At 68.9% G+C, this 19,420-nt stretch carries 24 protein-coding genes; 12 read left to right on the forward strand and 12 right to left on the reverse strand.

Going from position 1 to position 19,420, the window contains the following annotated elements; all coding sequences use genetic code 11:
- Positions 1-122: 122 nt before the first annotated feature.
- The 5 genes from M9945_RS21605 to M9945_RS21625 form a co-directional block, all read right to left on the reverse strand.
- Positions 123-1,070 carry an ABC transporter substrate-binding protein gene (locus M9945_RS21605; protein WP_367946183.1) on the reverse strand — a complete coding sequence of 316 codons (948 nt, stop codon included), beginning with the start codon at positions 1,068-1,070 and terminating at the stop codon, positions 123-125.
- Between the two features lie 131 nt (positions 1,071-1,201).
- Positions 1,202-2,089: a VOC family protein gene (locus tag M9945_RS21610; protein ID WP_367946184.1), complete on the reverse strand. Its 888-nt coding sequence runs from the start codon at positions 2,087-2,089 to the stop codon at positions 1,202-1,204.
- A 31-nt stretch (positions 2,090-2,120) separates the two neighbouring features.
- On the reverse strand, positions 2,121-2,993 hold the full coding sequence (locus M9945_RS21615; RefSeq protein ID WP_367946185.1) for a fumarylacetoacetate hydrolase family protein: 873 nt from the start codon (positions 2,991-2,993) through the stop codon (positions 2,121-2,123).
- Positions 2,994-3,010: 17 nt separating this feature from the next.
- Entirely contained in the window at positions 3,011-3,898 is an 888-nt protein-coding gene (locus tag M9945_RS21620; protein ID WP_367946186.1) for an NAD(P)-dependent oxidoreductase, read from the reverse strand.
- Positions 3,899-3,926: 28 nt separating this feature from the next.
- On the reverse strand, positions 3,927-4,232 hold the full coding sequence (locus tag M9945_RS21625) for a hypothetical protein (RefSeq protein WP_367946187.1): 306 nt from the start codon (positions 4,230-4,232) through the stop codon (positions 3,927-3,929).
- Between the two features lie 308 nt (positions 4,233-4,540).
- On the opposite strand from M9945_RS21625, the gene M9945_RS21630 reads away from it, so the two are divergent.
- The 4 genes from M9945_RS21630 to M9945_RS21645 all read left to right on the forward strand — a co-directional run bounded on the left by M9945_RS21630 (position 4,541) and on the right by M9945_RS21645 (position 6,486).
- Positions 4,541-5,281 (forward strand): FCD domain-containing protein, encoded by a 741-nt coding sequence (locus M9945_RS21630; RefSeq protein ID WP_367946188.1) that lies wholly within the window; start codon positions 4,541-4,543, stop codon positions 5,279-5,281.
- Positions 5,271-5,660 (forward strand): YciI family protein, encoded by a 390-nt coding sequence (locus M9945_RS21635; RefSeq protein ID WP_367946189.1) that lies wholly within the window; start codon positions 5,271-5,273, stop codon positions 5,658-5,660. Before M9945_RS21630 ends, M9945_RS21635 begins: the two co-directional genes overlap by 11 nt.
- Before the next feature lie 190 nt (positions 5,661-5,850).
- Complete coding sequence (locus M9945_RS21640) at positions 5,851-6,024, forward strand: hypothetical protein (RefSeq protein ID WP_367928590.1); 174 nt, start codon at positions 5,851-5,853, stop codon at positions 6,022-6,024.
- 120 nt (positions 6,025-6,144) lie between these two features.
- Complete coding sequence (locus M9945_RS21645; protein ID WP_367946190.1) at positions 6,145-6,486, forward strand: hypothetical protein; 342 nt, start codon at positions 6,145-6,147, stop codon at positions 6,484-6,486.
- Positions 6,487-6,587: 101 nt separating this feature from the next.
- On the opposite strand, the gene M9945_RS21650 is transcribed toward M9945_RS21645, so the two are convergent.
- On the reverse strand, positions 6,588-7,106 hold the full coding sequence (locus tag M9945_RS21650; protein ID WP_367946191.1) for a DUF2478 domain-containing protein: 519 nt from the start codon (positions 7,104-7,106) through the stop codon (positions 6,588-6,590).
- Positions 7,107-7,334: 228 nt separating this feature from the next.
- On the opposite strand from M9945_RS21650, the gene M9945_RS21655 reads away from it, so the two are divergent.
- From M9945_RS21655 to M9945_RS21690, 8 genes are all read left to right on the forward strand, one after another.
- A complete protein-coding gene (locus tag M9945_RS21655) occupies positions 7,335-8,342 on the forward strand; it encodes a proline racemase family protein (protein WP_367946192.1) in 1,008 nt (335 codons plus the stop codon).
- 47 nt (positions 8,343-8,389) lie between these two features.
- Entirely contained in the window at positions 8,390-9,052 is a 663-nt protein-coding gene (locus tag M9945_RS21660) for an amino acid ABC transporter permease (RefSeq protein ID WP_367928594.1), read from the forward strand.
- Between the two features lie 3 nt (positions 9,053-9,055).
- Positions 9,056-9,826 (forward strand): amino acid ABC transporter ATP-binding protein, encoded by a 771-nt coding sequence (locus M9945_RS21665; protein ID WP_367946193.1) that lies wholly within the window; start codon positions 9,056-9,058, stop codon positions 9,824-9,826.
- A gap of 10 nt (positions 9,827-9,836) precedes the next feature.
- Positions 9,837-10,025 (forward strand): hypothetical protein, encoded by a 189-nt coding sequence (locus tag M9945_RS21670; RefSeq protein ID WP_367928596.1) that lies wholly within the window; start codon positions 9,837-9,839, stop codon positions 10,023-10,025.
- Positions 10,018-11,394, forward strand: a complete 1,377-nt coding sequence (locus tag M9945_RS21675; RefSeq protein WP_367946194.1) for an amidase — start codon at positions 10,018-10,020, stop codon at positions 11,392-11,394. Before M9945_RS21670 ends, M9945_RS21675 begins: the two co-directional genes overlap by 8 nt.
- A 1-nt stretch (position 11,395) precedes the next feature.
- A complete protein-coding gene (locus tag M9945_RS21680) occupies positions 11,396-12,274 on the forward strand; it encodes a transporter substrate-binding domain-containing protein (RefSeq protein ID WP_367946195.1) in 879 nt (292 codons plus the stop codon).
- A 170-nt stretch (positions 12,275-12,444) separates the two neighbouring features.
- Positions 12,445-13,368, forward strand: a complete 924-nt coding sequence (locus M9945_RS21685) for a LysR family transcriptional regulator (protein WP_367946240.1) — start codon at positions 12,445-12,447, stop codon at positions 13,366-13,368.
- A gap of 223 nt (positions 13,369-13,591) precedes the next feature.
- Positions 13,592-14,809 (forward strand): ABC transporter substrate-binding protein, encoded by a 1,218-nt coding sequence (locus M9945_RS21690; protein ID WP_367946196.1) that lies wholly within the window; start codon positions 13,592-13,594, stop codon positions 14,807-14,809.
- A 50-nt stretch (positions 14,810-14,859) separates the two neighbouring features.
- On the opposite strand, the gene M9945_RS21695 is transcribed toward M9945_RS21690, so the two are convergent.
- Genes M9945_RS21695 through M9945_RS21720 form a run of 6 tightly spaced genes read right to left on the reverse strand, consistent with a single transcriptional unit; the run spans position 14,860 to position 19,410 of the window.
- Complete coding sequence (locus M9945_RS21695; RefSeq protein WP_367946197.1) at positions 14,860-15,594, reverse strand: alpha/beta fold hydrolase; 735 nt, start codon at positions 15,592-15,594, stop codon at positions 14,860-14,862.
- A gap of 41 nt (positions 15,595-15,635) precedes the next feature.
- Positions 15,636-16,673, reverse strand: a complete 1,038-nt coding sequence (locus M9945_RS21700; RefSeq protein WP_367946198.1) for a biotin-dependent carboxyltransferase family protein — start codon at positions 16,671-16,673, stop codon at positions 15,636-15,638.
- Entirely contained in the window at positions 16,670-17,374 is a 705-nt protein-coding gene (locus M9945_RS21705) for an allophanate hydrolase subunit 1 (RefSeq protein WP_367946199.1), read from the reverse strand. The genes M9945_RS21700 and M9945_RS21705 overlap by 4 nt, the downstream gene beginning before the upstream one ends.
- A gap of 1 nt (position 17,375) precedes the next feature.
- Positions 17,376-18,152: a LamB/YcsF family protein gene (locus tag M9945_RS21710; protein WP_367946200.1), complete on the reverse strand. Its 777-nt coding sequence runs from the start codon at positions 18,150-18,152 to the stop codon at positions 17,376-17,378.
- Between the two features lie 30 nt (positions 18,153-18,182).
- Entirely contained in the window at positions 18,183-18,632 is a 450-nt protein-coding gene (locus M9945_RS21715) for a VOC family protein (protein ID WP_367946201.1), read from the reverse strand.
- A 4-nt stretch (positions 18,633-18,636) separates the two neighbouring features.
- Positions 18,637-19,410 (reverse strand): SDR family NAD(P)-dependent oxidoreductase, encoded by a 774-nt coding sequence (locus tag M9945_RS21720; RefSeq protein ID WP_367946202.1) that lies wholly within the window; start codon positions 19,408-19,410, stop codon positions 18,637-18,639.
- Positions 19,411-19,420 lie beyond the last annotated feature (10 nt).

Genomic DNA, 19,420 nt, shown 5'->3' on the forward strand with positions numbered 1-19,420 from the left:
TCCCCGTGCTATGAAAAGGGAGACGGATCGAGCTTGCGGCATGATTGGCCCTCAATTTTCCAAAGTCAATAGATTTTGGAAATTTTTACACGCCGGTCGAGCGCGTCCGGGAACCCTGACGGCTATTTCAAGGCCGCCTCGACGAAGCGCGTGTCGTAGTATTTCGTCGGGTCCGAAAGCGCCTTGGCCGGCTCGGCATATTTCACCCGCAGCTCCAGCACCTTCGCCACGCCCGCCTCGTCGATCCGCGGCGTGCGGAAGAAGCCGAGCCGCGGATCGAGCAGGATGGCATGGGACGCCGCGGCGACGGCCGGCGCCATGGCCGGAACCGCCGCTTGCAGGATGGCGATGGCCTCCTCCTTGTTGGCCGGGTCGTGGAGCCACGCCAGCGCCGACCGGCAGGCCCGGATGTAGCCGATCAGGCGCGCCTCGTTCCCGGCGATCCAGTCGCGCCGCACCGCGCCGACCACCCCCTGATAGGCGCCCAGCGCATCCGTGGCGTTGCCGAGAACGTGGAAGCCCTCGCGTGCCGCCGCCGCCTCGAACGGGGAGACCAGCAGGGTCGCGGCGAACTCCCTGTTCATCAGGGCTTCGAACCGCTTCAGGACGCCTCCGGCGCGCACATATTCGAACTGCGCCGGATCGAGCCCGCCGCGCTCGAGCATTTCCCGCAGCGCGAAGGCGTAGCCGGTGGTCAGCGCGTCGACGCCCACCTGCCTGTCCTTCAGCTCCGCAATTGACGTCACCTCGGGCACCGAGACGAGCCGCAGGAAGCCGTTGTCCATGCCCATGACGGCGACGATGTCGGGCGCCTTCTCGGTCGGAGCGGCCCCCTGCCCCTCGGCATAGGCGATCACGTTGTCGATCGCCGTCATGGCGATATCGAACTTCCCGTCGATGAAGCCGACCATCTGGTACTGGGAATCCGGCGTCGGGGTGAGGTTCACGCCGATTCCCTCCTGCGCGAAGAAGCCCTTCGCCTCCGCGACGAACAGCGGCCAGTTGAACCCGCCGGGAAATACGATGACCTCGAGCGGCGGTGCGCCGGTTGCCGAACTTGCCGTGACCATGGACGGGACACTCCTGTAGAAATCTCGTTAGCTCCCGCCCCGGGCGGCAGCGCCAGCCCGGGGCGGGAAGACGCGGGCACGGACAAAAGCGCGGGAGGAACGCCGCCGCACCCGCGCGGGGAAGGCCCGGCTCAGTCCAGGAACCCCTCCGGCGGCGGCGATCCCCACATGTTGGCCGCGAGCAGCACGTCCTCCCATGTCTGCCCGCCTTGCGGGAACGTCTGGTGGGTGAGGCGCGGCTCGTAGATGTCGAGGCTTTCGTTGACGCGGTCGAGCTCGCAGAACAGCTCGATGATCTGGCCGTCGGCGTTGCGGTGATAGGTCGAGATGTTGTGGCCGATGCCGTGGCGCACGGGGCCCCAGACCAGCGCGATGCGGTCGTGGGCGAGGTGGTCGCACGCGTCGCGGATGTGGGTCCAGTCGCGCAGCTCGAAGGCGATGTGGTGCATCTTGTTCGCCTTGCCGGACACGAGGTTGATCGTGTGGTGGTCCGCCCCGCAGCGCAGGAAGGCGAAGAAGTCGCCCATCCAGTCGCTGACCTTGAAGCCGAGGACGTCGCAGTAGAACTTGACCGCCGCATTCAGGTCCACGGCGTTGAACGCGACATGGCCGAGCTTGTTGGGGGCGATCCCCGGCTGCCGCCCCACCGGCACGCCCGCGGGCTCGGCCCTGGCGAAGACCTCGACGCGGGTGCCCTTGCTGTCCTCGAACGCGAGAAGGTCGGCGATGGCGGGCTGGCTGTCCGACAGGCGCCGGGTCTTGATGCCGTGCGCCTCGATCTGCCGCTGGTAGTCGCCGAGGTCGGTGCCGGCCGGCAGCTGGAAGCCGAGCGCATGGCAGGCCGCGCCGCCGCCGGCGCGCAGCACCACGGTATGGTGGTCGGCCCCGGCCGAGAGATAGGCGGCCTCGCTGTCGCGATCGACCAGAGTAAGCCCCATCACGCGCGTGTAGTGATCGACCTGCGCGCTGAGATCAGGCGTCTCGAACGCCGCGTGGGCGATACGGCTGACTTTGATCATGTGCATTCCTCACTTGCTGCCCTGAACGGGATTAGACGAAGGTGTTCTCGAGCTGGCCCAGCCCCTCGATCGTGACCGTGATGCGGTCGCCGGGGCGGATGCTCTCGGGCGGGGTCCGGCCGAACCCGACCCCGGCCGGGGTTCCGGTGGCGATCAGGTCGCCCGGCTCCAGCGTCATGATCGAGGACAGGTGCCGCACGATGTCGATCGCGCCGAAGATCATCGACGAGGTGTTGGACTTCTGCTTGGTGACGTCGTTCACCCGGAGCTCGATGGCGAGGTTCTGCGGGTCGGCGACGCAGCGGGCAGGCGTGATCCACGGGCCGGTCGGCTGGAACCTGTCCCATGCTTTCTGCATCACCCAGTCGATGCCGACATGCGGCCGGCTCTGGATCCAGTCGCGGGCCGACACGTCGTTGATGACCGTATAGCCCGCGATCGCGTCGGCGGGGTCGACGCCGCTGCCCGGCCCGACCGAGGTGCCGATCACGATGCCGAGTTCGGCCTCCCAGTCGACCATCTTGGGCAGTTGTGGCAGGTGGATCGCCTCGCCATGCGCGGCGAGCGACGTATAGGGCCGCATGAACGAATAGGGGAACACCGGCAGCGTGGTCACCTTCATCTCGGCCAGATGGTCGCGGTAGTTGGTGCCGACGCAGATCACCTTGGGCGGCATCGCGATCGGCGTGCGGTACTCCACAGTCGCCGGATCGCGCCCCGGCCCCGCGGGCGTCGCTTGCGCGATCAGCCCGTCGAACCGCGCCCAGTCGCGAAAGACGTCGAGCAGCGAGGCCGGCGCATGCGCGCCGAGGACCTCGCCCAGCGTGTAGACCGCCCCGTCGAGAAGCAGCAATGGTTGTTCGGCTCCGTCGACGACGCCGGTGGCGAGCTTGTAGTCACGCATCTCGAATGCTTCTCCAGTTACTTGATACCGTCATCGAGGCCGGCGCGCCGCACCGCCGAGGCATAGACGGCGGCCACGTCCCGGTCGCCATGGCCTTCCGCCATCGCCAGCCCGTAGAGCTCGGCCGCCGCCGAGAGGACGGGGATCGGGCATCCGGTCTCGGCGCCGCGCGCCTCTATCAGGCCGATGTCCTTGGCCAGTGTCGCCGTCGAGCCCATGACCTTGTCCCAGTCGTGCGCGGCCATCCGCCCGCCGCGCGCGGTGAACTGGAGCGAGCCGCCCGCGCCGTCCTTGAGCGCCTCGTAAAGCCGCATCGGGTCGATGCCGAGCTTGCGGCCGAAGGTCAGGGTCTCGGCGGTGGCGGCGATGTTGATCGCCACCAGCATGTTGGCGCAGAGCTTGGCGTTCAGCGCCGCCCCGAACGGGCCCATGTAGAAGACCTTGGCCGAGATCGCGTCGAGCTGCGGCTGCACGCGCTCCGCGACGGACCCCGCGCCGCTGACGAAGACGACGCCGGCCCGTTCCTCCATCATCCGCGGGATGCCGCTGATCGCGCAGTCGAGCATCTCGCCGCCACGTTCGGCCAGCCGCCCGGCCATCCGCCGCTTGACCCCGGTGTCGAGCGTCGACAGCTCGACCAGGACCCGGCCGGCGCAATCGCCCGCCGCGAGCCCGCGCGGGCCGTCCACCACCTCCTCCAGCGCGGCGGCCGAAGGCAGGCAGCACAGGATGATCTCGCAGCTCTCGGCCACCTCGCGGACGGAGCCCGCGACCTTGCCGCCCGCCGCCGCGAGATCCGAGGCGTCGCCGCGGCGATAGCCGACGACCGGAAAGCCGGCCTTCATCAGGTTCCGCGCCATCGGAAGGCCCATCTGACCCAGGCCGATCACTCCCACGCTTGTCACGGTCGTTCTCCTTTTCTCGGATTCCTCGTCAGCCCGTCCGGCGCGGCGCGCGGCGGGCATCCGCCCTTTCGGCGATGCGGCAAGATGAGCGGGTGAAGCCAATGCCGGAATTGCCGGCCTGCGACAGTATGCGCGGCCGGGACGGGAAGATCGGCGCCCTGCCCTCGGCCTTCCGCAGCAGTTGAGCCAAGAACAGGATGGGACCGAATGCCGCCATGACCTGTCCGAGGTGGCTGCGTTCGCGGAGATGTCGTATGATCGATCTTGCGGTCAGCGCCGCCACGAAGACGCCGGGCAGGAAAAGCGATCCACGAGCGAGGTCGACGAGATGCATGATGCCGGGAACAGGGGCAAGGCCGGCGGCGGCCGGGACCGGCGACGGCCCGCCATCGGCCCCGCCCCAGGCCCGGTCAGCGGAGGCGTGCATTGAGAGCCTTTCCCGTCACCGACGCGGCCGGCGGGCGGACCGCCCGGCAGAATGCCGCCCCGATGCGCGGCAGAACCCGCACGCATGCATGGCTCACGATGTCCTCCCGGGCCGGACCAGACCGCTACGGCTGACCAAGCTTTTCTTTTTGGAAAGTTTGCTGTAATTTCCAAAAATAGTAGAACCTGACCGTCATACGTGTCAATAACGAAATCATGAAAAGATCGATCACATCCGAAAGCCCAGATGCGCAGCCGTTCGAGACCGACGGCGACGAACCGCGCACCCTGACCGAACGCGTCTATCGCCGGATCCGCTCCGACATCCTGTGGGGGGTGCTCGCGCCGGACGCCCCGCTGCGCTCGGACGAGCTGCGCTCGACCTACGATGTCGGCGTCAGCCCGCTCAGGGAGGCGTTGACGCGCCTCGCCGCGGAGCGGCTCGTCACCTCGGTCGGGCAGCGGGGCTTCCGCGTCGCGCCGATCAGCGCCGGCGACGTCACGGACGTCATGGAAACCCGCCTCATCATCGAGAGCGTGGCGCTGCGCAAGTCGATCGAGCAGGGCGACATCGCCTGGGAGACGCGCGTGGTCGCCGCGTATCACGCGATCAGCCGCACGCCGATCCCCCGCTCGCCGGAGGACGAGGTCTCCTCGAAATGGGCGACGCATCACCGCGCCTTCCACATGGAGCTCCTGTCCGCCTGCGGCTCGCGGTGGCAGATGAACCTCGCCAGCCTGCTTTTCGACCAGGCGGAGCGCTTTCGCCTCGTCCGCGCGACGAAGGCCGGCGCCTCCCTGCAATCGCGCGATCCCAGCGACGAGCATCGCGACATCATCGAGGCGGTGCTCGCCCGCGACGCCGACCGGGCGGTCAAGGCGCTCGACAACCACTATCGCGAGACCACCAAGCAGGTCCTCAGCTACATCACCGTGCAGGACCGGCATGACGGCTGAGAACGACGATACCGCCGCCATCGCCGAGCTGATGCGGCCGATGATGAAGCGCGAGCTCTACGTCATCCTCAACCGGCCGCTGGTGCCGATGGCCGAGATGCGGCCCCATCTGCATGCGCATCTGGTCTATATGATCGAGCTCGAGCAATCGGGCGTGCTCTTCGCCTCCGGTCCGCTCAGCGAGCCGGGTGGAGAGATGGCGGGCGAAGGGCTCACCATCGTCCGGGCCGCCTCGCTCGCGGAAGCCGAGGCGATCGCCGGCAGGGACCCCTTCGTTCTGGCCGGCCAGCGCGAGCCGCAAGTGCGCAAATGGACCGTCAACGAAGGCCGCATCACCGTCTCCGTCGACATTTCCACCGCGACGGCGGCATTGCCCTAAAGTCGCGAAGTCGGGTCGTCGCCGAGGGTCGGTTTTTCCGCGTCCGCGCCCTACCGGAACGCGTTGCCATAAACATGACATTTTTTATCCAGTTTTTTGTTTTCCCTGGCGGGACGACGCGATATTATTCGCTGCGCCGCTTCGCCCGGAATGGTCCGGGCATGTCCGGCGAGGACTATGGAGAGGGAAAATGGAACTGAGCGCACCCACCAAGATCGTGTTCATCATCGCCATCGTTCTGGCCGTCATCTCGCTGCTGCCGGTAATCGGCATCTCGCTGGGCACCCTCGGGGCCTACAGCTACTGGCTGCTGCTGGTCGCCTTCCTCGTGCTTGCCGCCGGCAACCTGCTGAAGGGGATCTAGCGCGAGATCGCGAACCCGGGCCGGCCGGCATGGCATCGCCGTGCCGCCGGCCAGCGAAACGAAGGGCGAAAGCGGAGCACGGCAGGGCGGCGACAGCGCTCCAGCCGGGAGATTTGCGGCATGATGCATTACAAGCCACCGCGTGACGCGCTCACCGAAGTCGCGGAGCGGGATCGCTATCGCGACGGTTTCGCCGCCGTCGAGGCGTCGCTGGCTGCCGTCCGCGCCGCGAAGCGTGCCGCCGACGAAAGCCTGCGGCGGGCGCAGGAAGCGCCCGGCCCGCATGTCACGACCAACTCGATCTTCGTCGCTCTCTACGACGCGCATCTGCGTGATCGGGAAGCGCTGTTCTCGGCGCTGCGCGGCCTCGACGAGGCCCGCGCCGCGCTGAGGCCCGGCGCTGCCGAAGATATCCGGGCCGCCGCCGACGGCCGGGGACGGCAAAAGGCGGCAGGCGGCTAAAGCATTTTGCAGTCAGACGGAATCGTCTGACGTCGCATAAATGCGGCTAAAGGAAAGAAGCTGGAGCAGCGGAAGGAGCGTTCGTCAGAACGTCCGCTGCTCTAGCGCCGGCCCTGCCCCTCCACCGCTTGCCGCCACCGCTCTATCGACCCGCTGTCCGGCTCCAGCCAGACGGCTTCGCCCGCGAAGGCGGTCCACGCATCCCGGTGCTTCGCCGAAACCGTCGTCAGCAGCGGCTTGCCGGCCGCGACGGCTTCGCGGAAGGCCATCCACAGGCCCCGGCGCGCCGCTTCGGTCTTGCCGAACTTGCTGAGGACGACGACATCGGCATCGGCGATCTGGGGCAGCAGCCCGGCGCAGGCATCGTCGATGCCTGCCGTGTCGAGATGGCAGGCGGTGCCGGCCGGAGCCGCGTCGAGATGGATGGAGAACCGGCGCCCCGAGGCGATGTCGCGCAGGAACGCCGCGCTGCATTCGCCTTCGGCGTCGCCGTCCTCCGCCAGCACGCCGACGACCCTTGCGCCCGCCTGACTCCAGGCATCCGCCGCGGCGCGCAGCAGGGCTTGCGTGTCCTGTCCCTCGCGGTTTGCGACGACGGCGATGGCGTCCGACCGGGTCATGCTCCAAGCCATAGCACGAAACGGCGCACCGGCCGAGGAGCCCGGCGCGATTTTGCGCCGCCGGCCGCGTTCATGCGCCTTTTGCATGAATTTATCGCATGAACTTATCCGAAATCGACGTTTGTAGTCGCTCTGCCGGCCTTTACTCTGATGCTAGGAACAGGCCGTTTCCCAACGGGAAATGCCGGGCCGCCATCGGCCGCCGCTGCAATCGAAGGGCGTTTTCGCATGTTTTCCAGGAATGTCATTACCTGCGTCGATCATCATCACGGCCAGGCCTCGCGCACCATCTTGTCCGGCCATCCGGCGATCCGGGGACGCACCATGCGCGAGAAGGTGGAGTTCTACCTTCGCACCATGTCCTGGCTGCATGAATCGACGCTGCGCGAGCCGCGCGGCCATCGCAACCTTCTCGGTGCGGTGCTGACCGACCCGGTCAGCGACGAAGCGGCCTTCGGCGTCATCTTCCTTCACCCGTCGGGCACGTTCGACGGCTGCGGCGACAGCACCTTCGCGACCGCCGCCGCCCTGATCGAGATGGGCATGGTGCCTGTCGCCGAGCCGGTCACGCGCTTCGTCCTCGATACGGTTCTCGGCCCGCTTTCCATCGAGGCCGAAATTGCCGGCGGCGTGGTGCAGGAGGTGCGCTTCAGCAATGTCCCTTCCTACCGGGTCGGCGGCTTCGAGGCCGCGCTGGCCGACGGCCGGACGCTTCAGGTCGAGGTCGCGTTCGGCGGCCTCTATTACGGCTTCATCGATGCCGCGTCGGCGGGACTGGACCTCGAGCAGAAGGCGGAGCCGCGCATCATCGCCACGGCGCAGGCGCTGTGGGAGAGCATCGGCGCGGAAAGCCCGCTGACCGACCCGGCCAGCGGCAAGCCCGTCCCGCTCGACCTGTTCACCTTCACGGCACGCCAGGAGGCCGGCCGCGGCAGCGCCTATCTGGCGGCGAACGTCTACAAGCCGGGCCGCATGGGGCGCACGCCCTCGGGCACCGGCAGCAGTGCCCATATCGCGCTGCGCGTCGCCACCGGGGCCCACGATCCGGCCGAGCCCTTCGTCCAGCGCAGCCTGCTCGGGACCCATTTCACCGGCACCGCCGCGCGCTCGACCCTGCCGGACGGGCGGCCCTGCGTCGTGCCGACCATCGGGGCCAAGTCCTACATGATGGGGATCTGCCAGCTCGTCATCGATCCCGCCGATCCGTTCGGCCACGGTTTCATCGTCGAATCCTGAGATGGCGCGGCCGGGCGCGCGCCCCGGCCGCATGGAGGATGCAAGGCATGTATCAATGGGATTTCGACGTGATCTACACCTACCGCGAGGTTCTCGCGGTCGGGCTGCTCAACACGCTCTACTACACCGTCGCCTGCATCGTCGGCGGGTTGCTCGTCGGGCTGGTCGAGGCGTTCGCGCGGCTGTCGCCGCTGCGGATCGTCAGGCTGCCGGCGCATTTCCTGGTCGAGATATTCCGCTGCACGCCGCTTCTGGTCATTCTGATCTGGTTCTACTACGCGCTTCCCGTGCTGCTCGGCATCCAGATTTCGGCGCTCACCGCGGGGATGCTGGCGCTGTCGCTCTACGGCGGCGCCTTCTATTGCGAGATCATCCGCGCCGGCATCATCTCGATCGAGAGCGGCCAGCGGGAAGCCGCGCAGGCGCTGGGCATGCGCCGGGCCGACACGATGCGCCGCATCATCCTGCCGCAGGCGCTGCGGCGCATGGTGCCGCCGCTGATGAACCAGTCCATCCTCCAGCTGAAGAACACGTCCCTCGTCTCGGTCCTCGCTTTGCCAGACCTGATCTATCAGGGCCAGCTGGTGACGCATGAGACCTATCGGCCGCTCGAGGTCTACACCACCGTGGCCGTGATCTACTTCGCCATCCTGTTCCCGGCGACGCTGCTGGTTCAGCAGCTCGAGCGCCGCCTCGACGTGAAGGGCTGAGCGATGCAGGAGAGTTCACAGCGCGCCATCATCGAGATCCGCAGCTTGAGCAAGTCGTTCGGGGCGCTGACGGTCCTGCGCGACATCAACCTGACGGTGCCGAAGGGCGGCGTCGTCGCGCTGATCGGGCCATCCGGCTCGGGCAAGTCGACGCTGCTGCGCTGCCTCAACCTGCTGGTCGTCCCCGACGGCGGCAGCGTCTGCGTCAACGGCAGCAGCTTCGCCTTCGGGCCCGGCGAACGCCTGCCGGGCGACCGCGCCCTGTCGGCCTTCCGCGCCCGCACCGGCATGGTGTTCCAGCATTTCAACCTCTTCCCGCACATGACGGCGGCGCAGAACGTCATGGAGGGCCCGCTGACGGTGCTGAAGCAGCCGCGCGCGCAGGCGCGCGCCGAGGCGCTCGCCATGCTCGAAAAGGTCGGGCTGGCGGAAAAGGCCGATGTCTACCCCGCCTTCCTGTCGGGCGGCCAGAAGCAGCGCGTCGCGATCGCGCGGGCGCTGGCGATGAAGCCCGACGTGATGCTGTTCGACGAAGTGACGTCGGCGCTCGATCCCGAGTTGGTCGGCGAGGTGCTGGCGGTGATGCGCGGCCTCGCCGATGAGGGGATGACGATGATCATAGTCACCCACGAGATCGCCTTCGCGCGGGATGTCGGCGACAGGGTCGTCTTCATGCGCGACGGCCTGATCGTGGAAGAGGGGCCGCCCGAGCAGGTGATCGCCAATCCCGTCCACGCGGCGACCCGCTCCTTCCTCTCCCACTTCAACCGCTAGGGCAGCGACGATGACGGAACAGACCCACCCCAGTCCCGAGATCGCGCTGCTGCTGGAAACCATCCTCCCGGACGGCGCGTCCGACACCGAACGCGCCGATTTCGCCCGCGGGCTGACGATCCTCGCCGAACTCTTGGGCGAGGTCGACACGAACGAGGCGCTGGCCAAGGCCGAGGGGAGTGTCGTGCGCCATGAATGAAGCCTCCCCGCCCGCAGGCGGTTCCGGCATCGCGGACGCGGCTTCGCCCGGCGCCGTCTCGCGCACGGTCGAAACCCTGCTCTCGCGCATCGCGCGCCACGAGGAAAGGCTCTCCGCCTTCACCCGCGTCATGGCCGACGAGGCGCGCGGGCAGGCCGCGATGCTGGATGCGCTCGACCCGGCCGAGCGCGGGCCGCTGCACGGGATGGTGGTGTCGATCAAGGACATTATCGACGTCGAGGGCGTCGCCACCACCTGCGGCTCGCGCAGCCGGCTCGACCGCGTCGCGGCGAAAGACGCCACGCTGGTCGCCCGGCTGCGGCGCGCCGGGGCGGTCATCGTCGGCAAGGCCAATTGCCATGAATTCGCCTTCGGCGGGCCGGCCTTCGACCTGCCCTTCCCGCCGGCGCGGAACCCGTGGGACGACGAGCTGTTTCCCGGCGGCTCATCGAGCGGGTCGGGCGTTTCGGTCGCGGCCGGCTTCTGCCACGCCTCGATCGGCTCCGACACCGCCGGCTCGATCCGCCTGCCGAGCAGCCATTGCGGCATCGTCGGCCTCAAGATCGGCAGCGGCAGGGTGCCGCTCGACGGCGTGTGCGCGTTGAGCCCCTCGCTCGACAGCGTCGGCCCGATGGCGCTCTCGGTGGCCGATTGCGCGGCCATCTACGCCGTGATCGCGGATGGCAACGGCGGCGCGGCCGGGGCGGAGGATGCCGTCGCGCCGCGCCTCGCCATCCCCGAGCCGGAATGGATCGCCGCGCTCGAATGCAGCCCCGACAGCCTCGCCGCCTACGAGCGCGCCTGCGCCATCTTCCGGGCCGACGGCATCGCCGTCTCGACCGTCGCCCTGCCCTCGCTGCGCGCCATCCACGCCGCGAGCTCCGTGGTGATGATGCGCGAGGTCGCCGACGGCTTCGCCGCCGAGGTGCGGCGCGACTATCTCAAGTTCGGCGAGGTGTTCCGCAACAGGGTCCTTCTCGGCGAGCGCATCCCCGGCCGCGCCTATGCGCTCGCCCTGCGCCAGTGCCGGCGGCTCGCCGGCGAGATCGCCCGGGCGCTCGACGGCTTCGGTGCGCTGCTGCTGCCCGGCTATCCCGTCGGGCCGACGCCGCTGACCACGGTCGACAAGTTCTACTTCCTGCAACGGGAGAACCTCAACGTGGTGGCGAACTGCGCCGGCGCGCCGACGCTGTCGCTGCCCGTGCTGCGCGATGCCACGCGCCGGCCGCTCGGCATCCAGCTGATGGGCGGCAGCGGCGGGGAGCCGCGCCTGCTCGCCCTCGGCAAGCGGCTGGAAAGGCTGCTCGCCTATCCGCACCAGCTTCCGTTTCCGGAAGCCGGGACCGATCAAACCAAGAAAGGGGAATGACATGACGACTTCGAAAACAGCATTCGACCAGGCGGTGTCGCGGCGCAGGCTGGTGCAGCTCGCCGCGGCCGGGTCCATCGCAGTCGCCGGGACCGCCGCCGCCGGCGGCGCGGCGCAAGCCCAAGGCGCGCCCTCGACCCTCGCCAAGATCCGCGCCGCCAAGAAGATGCGCGTGGCCGCGCTCGTCGGCGAGCCGCCCTATTTCGTCAAGAGCGCGGTGTCGGGCGAGTGGTCGGGCGCCTGCGTCGAGATGGCCAGGGATATCGCCAAGCTGCTCGAGGTGGAGATCGAGTTCGTCGATTCGACCTACGGCAACTCGGTGATCCAGCTCCAGACCGACAAGGCCGACATCGCCATGTCGCTGACGCCGACCCCGGTGCGCTCGCTGTCGATCAACTTCTCCAAGTCCTACTTCCTGCACGGCTACGGGCTGGTCGCGCCGGAGAGCCTGTCGATCTCGACCTGGTCCGAGCTTAACAACCCGGACATCAAGGTCGCCGTCGACCTCGGCTCGACGCAGGAGATGGCCGCGCGCCGGTTCGCCCCGAAAGCCAACATCACCGCCTTCGCCACGCGCGACGAGGTGATGCTGGCGCTTCAGAGCAAGCGTGTCGATTGCGCCGTCTTCGCCGCCCTGCTCGGTATGACCGCCGTCAAGAAGAACCCCAGCATCGGCAAGTTCTCGATGCTGACGGAGCCGGTGATCGGCCTGCCCGCCTGCCTCGCCATCCCGAAGGAGGACAATCTCGACTGGAAGAACTTCCTCGACGTGTGGGTCGAGTACAATCGCGGCATCGGCCAGATGACCGAGTGGCTGACCAACGGCATGAAGCTCGCCGGCGTCGAGCCGGAAGACATTCCCGCCGACGTCAAGCTCTGAAGGCTTGCACAGCGACCGGCGGCACAGCGCATCCATGGCGTTGCGCCGCCGGGCATGCCGGACGCCCGGCGGACGCTTGCGCGACCGGCGCTAACACGATGAAATGGCGCCGGACAGCATTGCGCCGGCAGGCACCGGAAGAGCGACCCGCATCGAAGATGGTTTCCTCCATACGATTCAACCGGCGCCTGTTGCCGAGCATCGAGCGGTTGCAGGCGTTCGAAAGCGCCGCGCGGCACCAGAGCATCACGCTCGCCGCCCAGGAGCTCAACCTGACGCAGAGCGCGGTGAGCCGGCAGATACAGGAGCTTGAGAACCAGCTCGGCGTCGTCCTGTTCAACCGCGTGCGCCGGCGCATCGAGCTTTCCGCCGCCGGCCGCAAGTTCCGTCCCCAGGCGTTGCAATTGCTGCAACAGGCCGAGGAACTCGTCATCCAGACGATCACAGCGGCCAACGCCACCTCGATCTTCAGCATCGCCGTCCTGCCGACATTCGGCTCGCGCTGGCTCATTCCGCGCTTGTCGAGCTTCATTGCCCTCCATCCCGGCATCTCGCTGAACATCGCGACCCGCGACGGCCCGTTCGACCTCGCCGACCACGCGCTCGACGCCGCGATCCATTACGGCGCGCCGGCCTGGCCCAAGGGCATGTGCCGGTTCCTCTTCAACGAGACCGTCGTGCCGGTCGCCAGCCCGCTCCTGCTGCGCGCCGAGACGCTGCGCGGCCTTTCGGGCGAGGAGGTGCTGGCGCGCGCGCCGCTTCTCCACCTGTCGACCCGTCCGCGCGAATGGACGGTCTGGTTCGAGAACCTGCCCGACCACGCGCCCATCGGCCTCGGTCACCGGCTGGAGCACATCTCCTCGCTGATCAGCGCCGCCGTCTCGGGCCTCGGCGTTGCGCTGGTGCCGAAGTTCCTGCTGGAGGACGAGCTTGCCAGCGGCGCGCTCGTCATCCTCTCCGACCGCCAGCTTCCGACGCAGGCGAGCTATCATCTCGTCGTCCCGGAGCACGACATCCACAACCCGCTGACGGCGAGCTTCTACACCTGGATCACGACGCAGATCTCCCTCGAGACGCACTGGGAAACCCTGTAGACCGCATCCAACCGATAAAATTCCTCGATATCTGATCATTCACGACTTTCATGGTCGTTAGACCTCCCCTGTGCGATGGTTCCGGAAACCGGGGAACATCGGCATGGGCGTCCCGTGCCGCCGGGATCGAGCGGTCAAGGGGGACATGAAGAATCCCCACGGCCGGCGACCCTTCCGGGCCGATCACGCAGCCGGAATTGTCCGGCCAACGGAGGAGAATGACATGAGGAAGACCGGATTTCTGCTGGCGTCCCTCGCCGCGTCGCTGATGGCGACGAGCGCGCTGGCCCCCAGCGCCTTCGCGGAGGACATCGCCGTCAAGATCGGCGTGCTCAACGACCGCTCCGGCATCTATGCCGACCTGTCGGGCGAGGGCTCGGTGGTCGCCGCCCGCTTGGCGGTCGAGGATTTCGGCGCCGAGGCCAAGGGCATCAAGGTCGAGATCGTCGCGGCCGACCACCAGAACAAGCCGGACGTCGCCTCGACCATCGCCCGCCAGTGGTACGACCGCGACGGCGTCGACGTGATCGCCGACGTGCCGACCTCGTCGGCCGCCTTCGCCGTGCACGACATCACCCGAGAGAGCGACAAGATCTTCCTCGTCTCGACGGGCGCCTCGTCCGACCTGACCGGCAAGGCCTGCTCGCCCAACACCGTCCACTGGACCTACGACACCTGGTCGCTGGCGCACGGCACCGGCACGGCCATGGTGCGGACGGGCGGGGATTCCTGGTTCTTCCTGACCGCCGACTACGCCTTCGGCCACGCGCTCGAAGCCGACACTTCGGCCGTGGTCGAGGCCGCAGGCGGCAAGGTGGTCGGTGCTGTGCGCCACCCCTTCCCCGGCAGCGACTTCTCCTCGTTCCTGCTGCAGGCGCAGGCTTCCGGAGCCAAGGTGATCGGCCTCGCCAATGGCGGCGGCGACACCATCAACTCGATCAAGCAGGCGGCCGAATTCGGCATCACCCAGGCGGGACAGGCGCTCGCCGGTCTCCTCATCTTCATCACCGACGTCCACGCGCTCGGCCTCGAGACCGCGCAGGGGCTGGTGCTGACCGAGAGCTTCTACTGGAACCTCAACGACGAGACCCGGGCGTGGTCGGAGCGATTCGCCAGCGCCCACAACGGCAGCATGCCGACCATGGCCCATGCCGGCGTCTACGGCTCGGTCCTCCATTATCTCAAGGCCGTCGAGGCGGCGGGAACCAAGGACACGGCGACTGTCATGGCCAAGATGAAGGAACTGCCGACCGACGACCCGCTGTTCGGCAAGGGCGAGGTGCGCGCCGACGGCCGCAAGATCCACGACATGTACCTGTTCAAGGTCAAGGCGCCGGACCAGTCGACCGGCCCGTGGGACTATTACGAGGTGCTGGCGACGGTGCCGGCGGCGGAAGCGTTCCGCCCTATGGATCAGGGCAACTGCCCGCTCGTCCAGTAGGACGAACCGATACGCGGCGCGCCCGGCGTCGTCCGGCGCGCCGCAGCCACCTACAGGGTCGGCAGGACGTCCCGCTCCAGCCAGTCGCGCAGCAGCGCCGTCGTCGTGTCCGGCCTCTCCAGCGGCGGCAGGTGGCCGCAATCGGGAATGACGTGCAGCGTCGACCCGGCGATGCCCTCGTGCATGACCCGAGCCTCGGCCGGCGGCGTCAGCACGTCCTGCGCCCCGACGACGACCAGCGCCGGCATGTCGATCCGCGGCAGCAGCGGCCGCGAGTCCGGCCGCCCCAGGATGGCGTTCTGCTGGCGCACATAGGCTTCGCCGCCGACCCGCTGCGCCATCGCCCGCACCTGCGCCCCGACCGGGCCGTCTATATGGTCCGGATGGACGAGCTGCGGCAGCAGCCGCGCCGTCACGCCAGCGAAGCGCCCCGCCGCGAGGCTGGCGATCCCCGCCCGCCGCTCGGCCGCCTTTTCCGGCGTGTCCGGCGCGGCCGTGGTGTCGACCAGCGCAACGCCCGCGATCCTTTCGGCCACCGTGCGCAGAAGCTCGAACGCGACATAGCCGCCCATCGACAGGGAAACGACGACGAAGCGCCCCTGCACGCCGCCGGCGGCGCGCTGCGCCATGGCGGCGCGCTGCGCCATGGCGGCGATGCTGTCGTCGCGGGTCAGGTCGGCCACGACCGGCGTGACGAGGTCGTTGAGATGTTCGACCTGATGCGCCCACAGCTCCGCGTCGCAGAGCAGGCCGGGCAGGAAAAGGACGGTGGGACGCGAGGGCATAGGTGTCTCCGGCGTGAATCGGGCGTGCGGCTCATCCTACCTTACGGATCGGAGCCGGTCTCCTCGGGCAGGCGGCCGGCATCGACCACGCCGCCGATCAGGTTCTCGCCCATCAGCCGCTGCGAGAGGGTGCCGCGCGGCTTGGCGATGGCGGCGAGATAGCGGGCGGCGGAGGCGGCGCGCAGCCGCGCCTGCTCCACCGCATGCTCCGGCGTGACAGGGCGGAAGGCGATCATGTCGCGCGGCCGCAGCTGCACGAAGGCGTCGAGGTCGGTGTCGATCACCGTCGCGATGCGCGGATAGCCGCCCGTGGTCTGGTGGTCGGCGAGCAGCACGGTCGCAACGCCGTCGCCCGCCACCTGCACCGAGCCGCGCGCGATCGGCCCGGACGGCATGTCGAGGCTGGCGTTCAGCGGCAGGGCCGGCCCCTGCAACCGAACCCCCATCCGATCGTAGGCATCGGTGAGACGGTACGGGCCGGCAAGAAAGGCAGCGACGGTCCCGGCGGCGAAGAACCCGTCCTGCGGGCCCGGCACGACATGCAGCTCCTGCCGTGGCCGCGCGGTGACGGGGCACGGAATGGCGCCCTCCCTCTCCTCGCGCAGTTCGGCATCAGTGACGGTCAGGCGCTGGCCCGAGACGACGCGCCCGCCGCCGAGCCCGGAAAGCGCGTGGGTGGAAAAGCTGCCGAGCCACCCTCGCGCGTCGAGGCGGCCGGCGAAGGCGAGATAGGTCCAGCTGCCCCAGTGCCCCGGCCGGATCGCCAGCCGCTCGCCGGCGCGCAGGGTGGCGACGGTCCATGACCCGGCCCGGTGCCCGCCATGCTCGACGACGAAGCCACCGCCCGCCACCGCGAAGGTGATTGCGCCCGACAGGCATTCCAGCACCAGCCCGCCCATGGAAATCTCGATGGCCGGATTGCCGGGCGGATTGCCCAGCGCCGCGTTGGCGGCGGCGAAGGAGGCGCGGTCCATCGGCCCGGAAGCCGGCACGCCGAAGCGCATGAAGCCCGGCCGCCCCGCATCCTGGATCGAGACGTGCGGCCCGGCGAAGCCGACGGAAAGGACGGCCTCGCTCATGGTTTCGCCCGCGTGTCGAAATCCTGCCGCGAGATGCGGCGGAACTTCACCCTGTCGCCGACGTCGAACAGGAACGGCCGTCCCTCGTCCTCGCCGCGCAGGATGCGGGTCGGCGAGCGGCCGATGATCCACCAGCCCGTCGGCATGGTCAGCGTCGTCACCAGGCATTGCGGCCCGGCGATGATGACGGAGCCTGCCGGCACGCCGCGGATCGCCGCCTGCTTGCGCGGCAGCCTGATCGCCTCGGGCACGCCGGCGAGATAGGCGTAGCCCGGCGCGAACCCGTACATCGCCACGTCATAATCGCCGGAAAGATGCGCCGCGACGACATGCTCCGGCGTCAAGCCGCTCGCCTCGGCGGCAACAGTGAGATCGGGTGCGAACTCCGCATCGTAGCAGACCTCGACCTCGCGTAGCGCGCCCTCGGTGCCGGCCCCGGCATCGAGCGCCATCAGCGCCGTGAGCCTTTCCTCCACCGCGCGATGCGCGGTCACCAGCGGATCGAAGCAGACGAGAAGGCTGGCATAGGCGGGAATCGCCTCGACGAAGCCGTCGAACGGCGCGGCCGCCAGCGCCGCGTCGAGCTGGACGACCCGGTCGTGGATGCGCTTGTCGATCGCCTCGCCGAACTCGACGAGGACCGCCCGGTCGGCGACCGGGCGGCAGCGCGGAAACACATCGGCAGGGACAGGACCGCCCATGTCAGCCGGCGCCTCCGGCGGATTGCAGGAAAGGCGCGACCGTGACGCCCGCAGCCTCCAGCTCGGCGCGGACGTGGCGCGCCATGGCGAGCGCGCCGGCGCTGTCGCCGTGAACGCAGATCGAATGCGCCTCGAGCGGGATCGCCACCCCCTCGATCGTCGGCATCCGCCCGGTGGACAGGAAATCGACCAGCCGCGCCGCCGCCGCGACGGGATCGTGGATCATCGCGCCCTCGCGGGCGCGCGGGACGAGACGGCCGTTGGCGAGATAGCCGCGGTCGGCGAAAATCTCGCTGAACACGGCGAGGCCGGCCGCGCGGGCGGCGGCTTCCAGCTCGGTGCCGGAGATCGCGAGGATAGCGAGATCGGGCGAGACGGCCCGGGTGGCGCGCGCGATGGCGTCGGCCACGGCGCGATCGTCCGCGGCCCAGTTGCCGAGCGCCCCGTGCGGCTTCACGTAGCGCACGCTCGAGCCCGCCAGCGCCGCCGCGCCCATCAGCGCGCCGATCTGGGTGGCGACGAGCTGCTCGACCTCGCGGACCGACAGCGGGATCAGCCGCCGCCCGAACCCCTCGCGGTCGGCGAAGCCGGGATGGGCGCCAACGACCACGCCGCGCTCGCGCGCCAGCGTCAGCGTCTCGACCATGGTGGCCGGGTCGCCGGCATGGCCGCCGCAGGCGATGTTGGCGCTGGTGACGACGCCGAGGATGGCCGCGTCGTCGCCCATGCGCCAGGGGCCGAAGCTCTCGCCCAGATCGGAATTGAGGTCGATTCTCATCCTTCGTCCCCTGCCTCCTCGCCCGGCGCGCTATTTGCCGGGCAGGTTCGTGGCGCGCGTCAGCATGACGACCCCGCCCTCGCCGGCCGTGTCGTAATAGGTGAAGCCGGTGCGGTTCTGGCGGCGCCCGCGCATCAGCGGCGCAAGCCCGCTTTCCGCGGCCCTGGCTTCCGCGTCGTCCGCATCCGCGACCTCGAAGCCGATATGGAACACGCCCTCGCCCTTGGTGTCGAGATGGATGCGCTGCGGCGTCGGGTCCCCGTTCGGCTGGCAGAGCTGGAGCTGGATGTTCGGCAGGTTGCAGATGCGGTACTGCATGGCCATGAAGCCACCGCGATGCGGCACCTCCAGTTCCTCATATTCCACCAGCGGCGGGTAGGCTTCCCATGGCCCGATGCCGATCGATTCGTACCAGGCCTGCGTCCTGTCGATGTCGTGGACGACGATGCAGATGTGGTGCAGCTTGTCGAAGTTGCCCATCGCCCTATTCCTTGACCGGCACGGTGTAGTTGAGCACCCGGCGGCCGCCGTCGGGATAGATCGTCTCGCCGGTGATGTAGGACGCGTCGTCGCTGGCGAGGAACGACACCACCGCTGCCACCTCCGAAGCCTTGCCGTAGCGGCCGAGCGGCGTGCGCGACAGGATGCCCCGCACCGAGGCGTCGGAGACGAAGCCCTGATGGATCATGTCGGTGTCGATGGTGCCCGGGCCGACGCCGACGACGCGGATGCCGTGCGGCGCGAAGGCGACCGCCGCCGTGCCGGTGATCTGGTTCATGCCGCCCTTGGTGATGGCGTAGGTGGCGACGCGCGGGTTGGCGAGGCCCGAATTGATCGACGACATGTTGACGACGACGCCGCCCCCGCCTTGCGCGATCATCTGCCGCGCCGCCGCCTGCGTGCCCCAGAACGCGCCTTCGAGATTGACGCCCAGCACCTTGTCGTAGTCGGCCTTGGTGATGTCGAGGAAGTCCTGCACCATGGCGATGCCGGCATTGTTGACCATGATGTCGAGGCGGCCGAATTTCCCGACCGCGGCAGCGACCAGCGCCTCGACCTCCTCCTTGCTGCTGACGTCGGTGACGACCGCGAGCACGGTGTCGGCCGTTCCGATGACGGCGGCGGTTTCCTTGAGCCGCGCCTCGTCGATGTCGGCGACCACGACCTTCGCCCCGTCGGCCAGCAGGCGCTCGGCGCAGGCGCGGCCGATGCCGCGCGCCGCCCCGGTGACGATCGCGATCTTGCCTTCCAGTCTCATCCCGCGTTCC

The sequence above is a fragment of the Aquamicrobium sp. genome, from assembly GCF_023954335.1.
In the GTDB taxonomy this organism is placed as follows: Bacteria; Pseudomonadota; Alphaproteobacteria; order Rhizobiales; family Rhizobiaceae; genus Aerobium.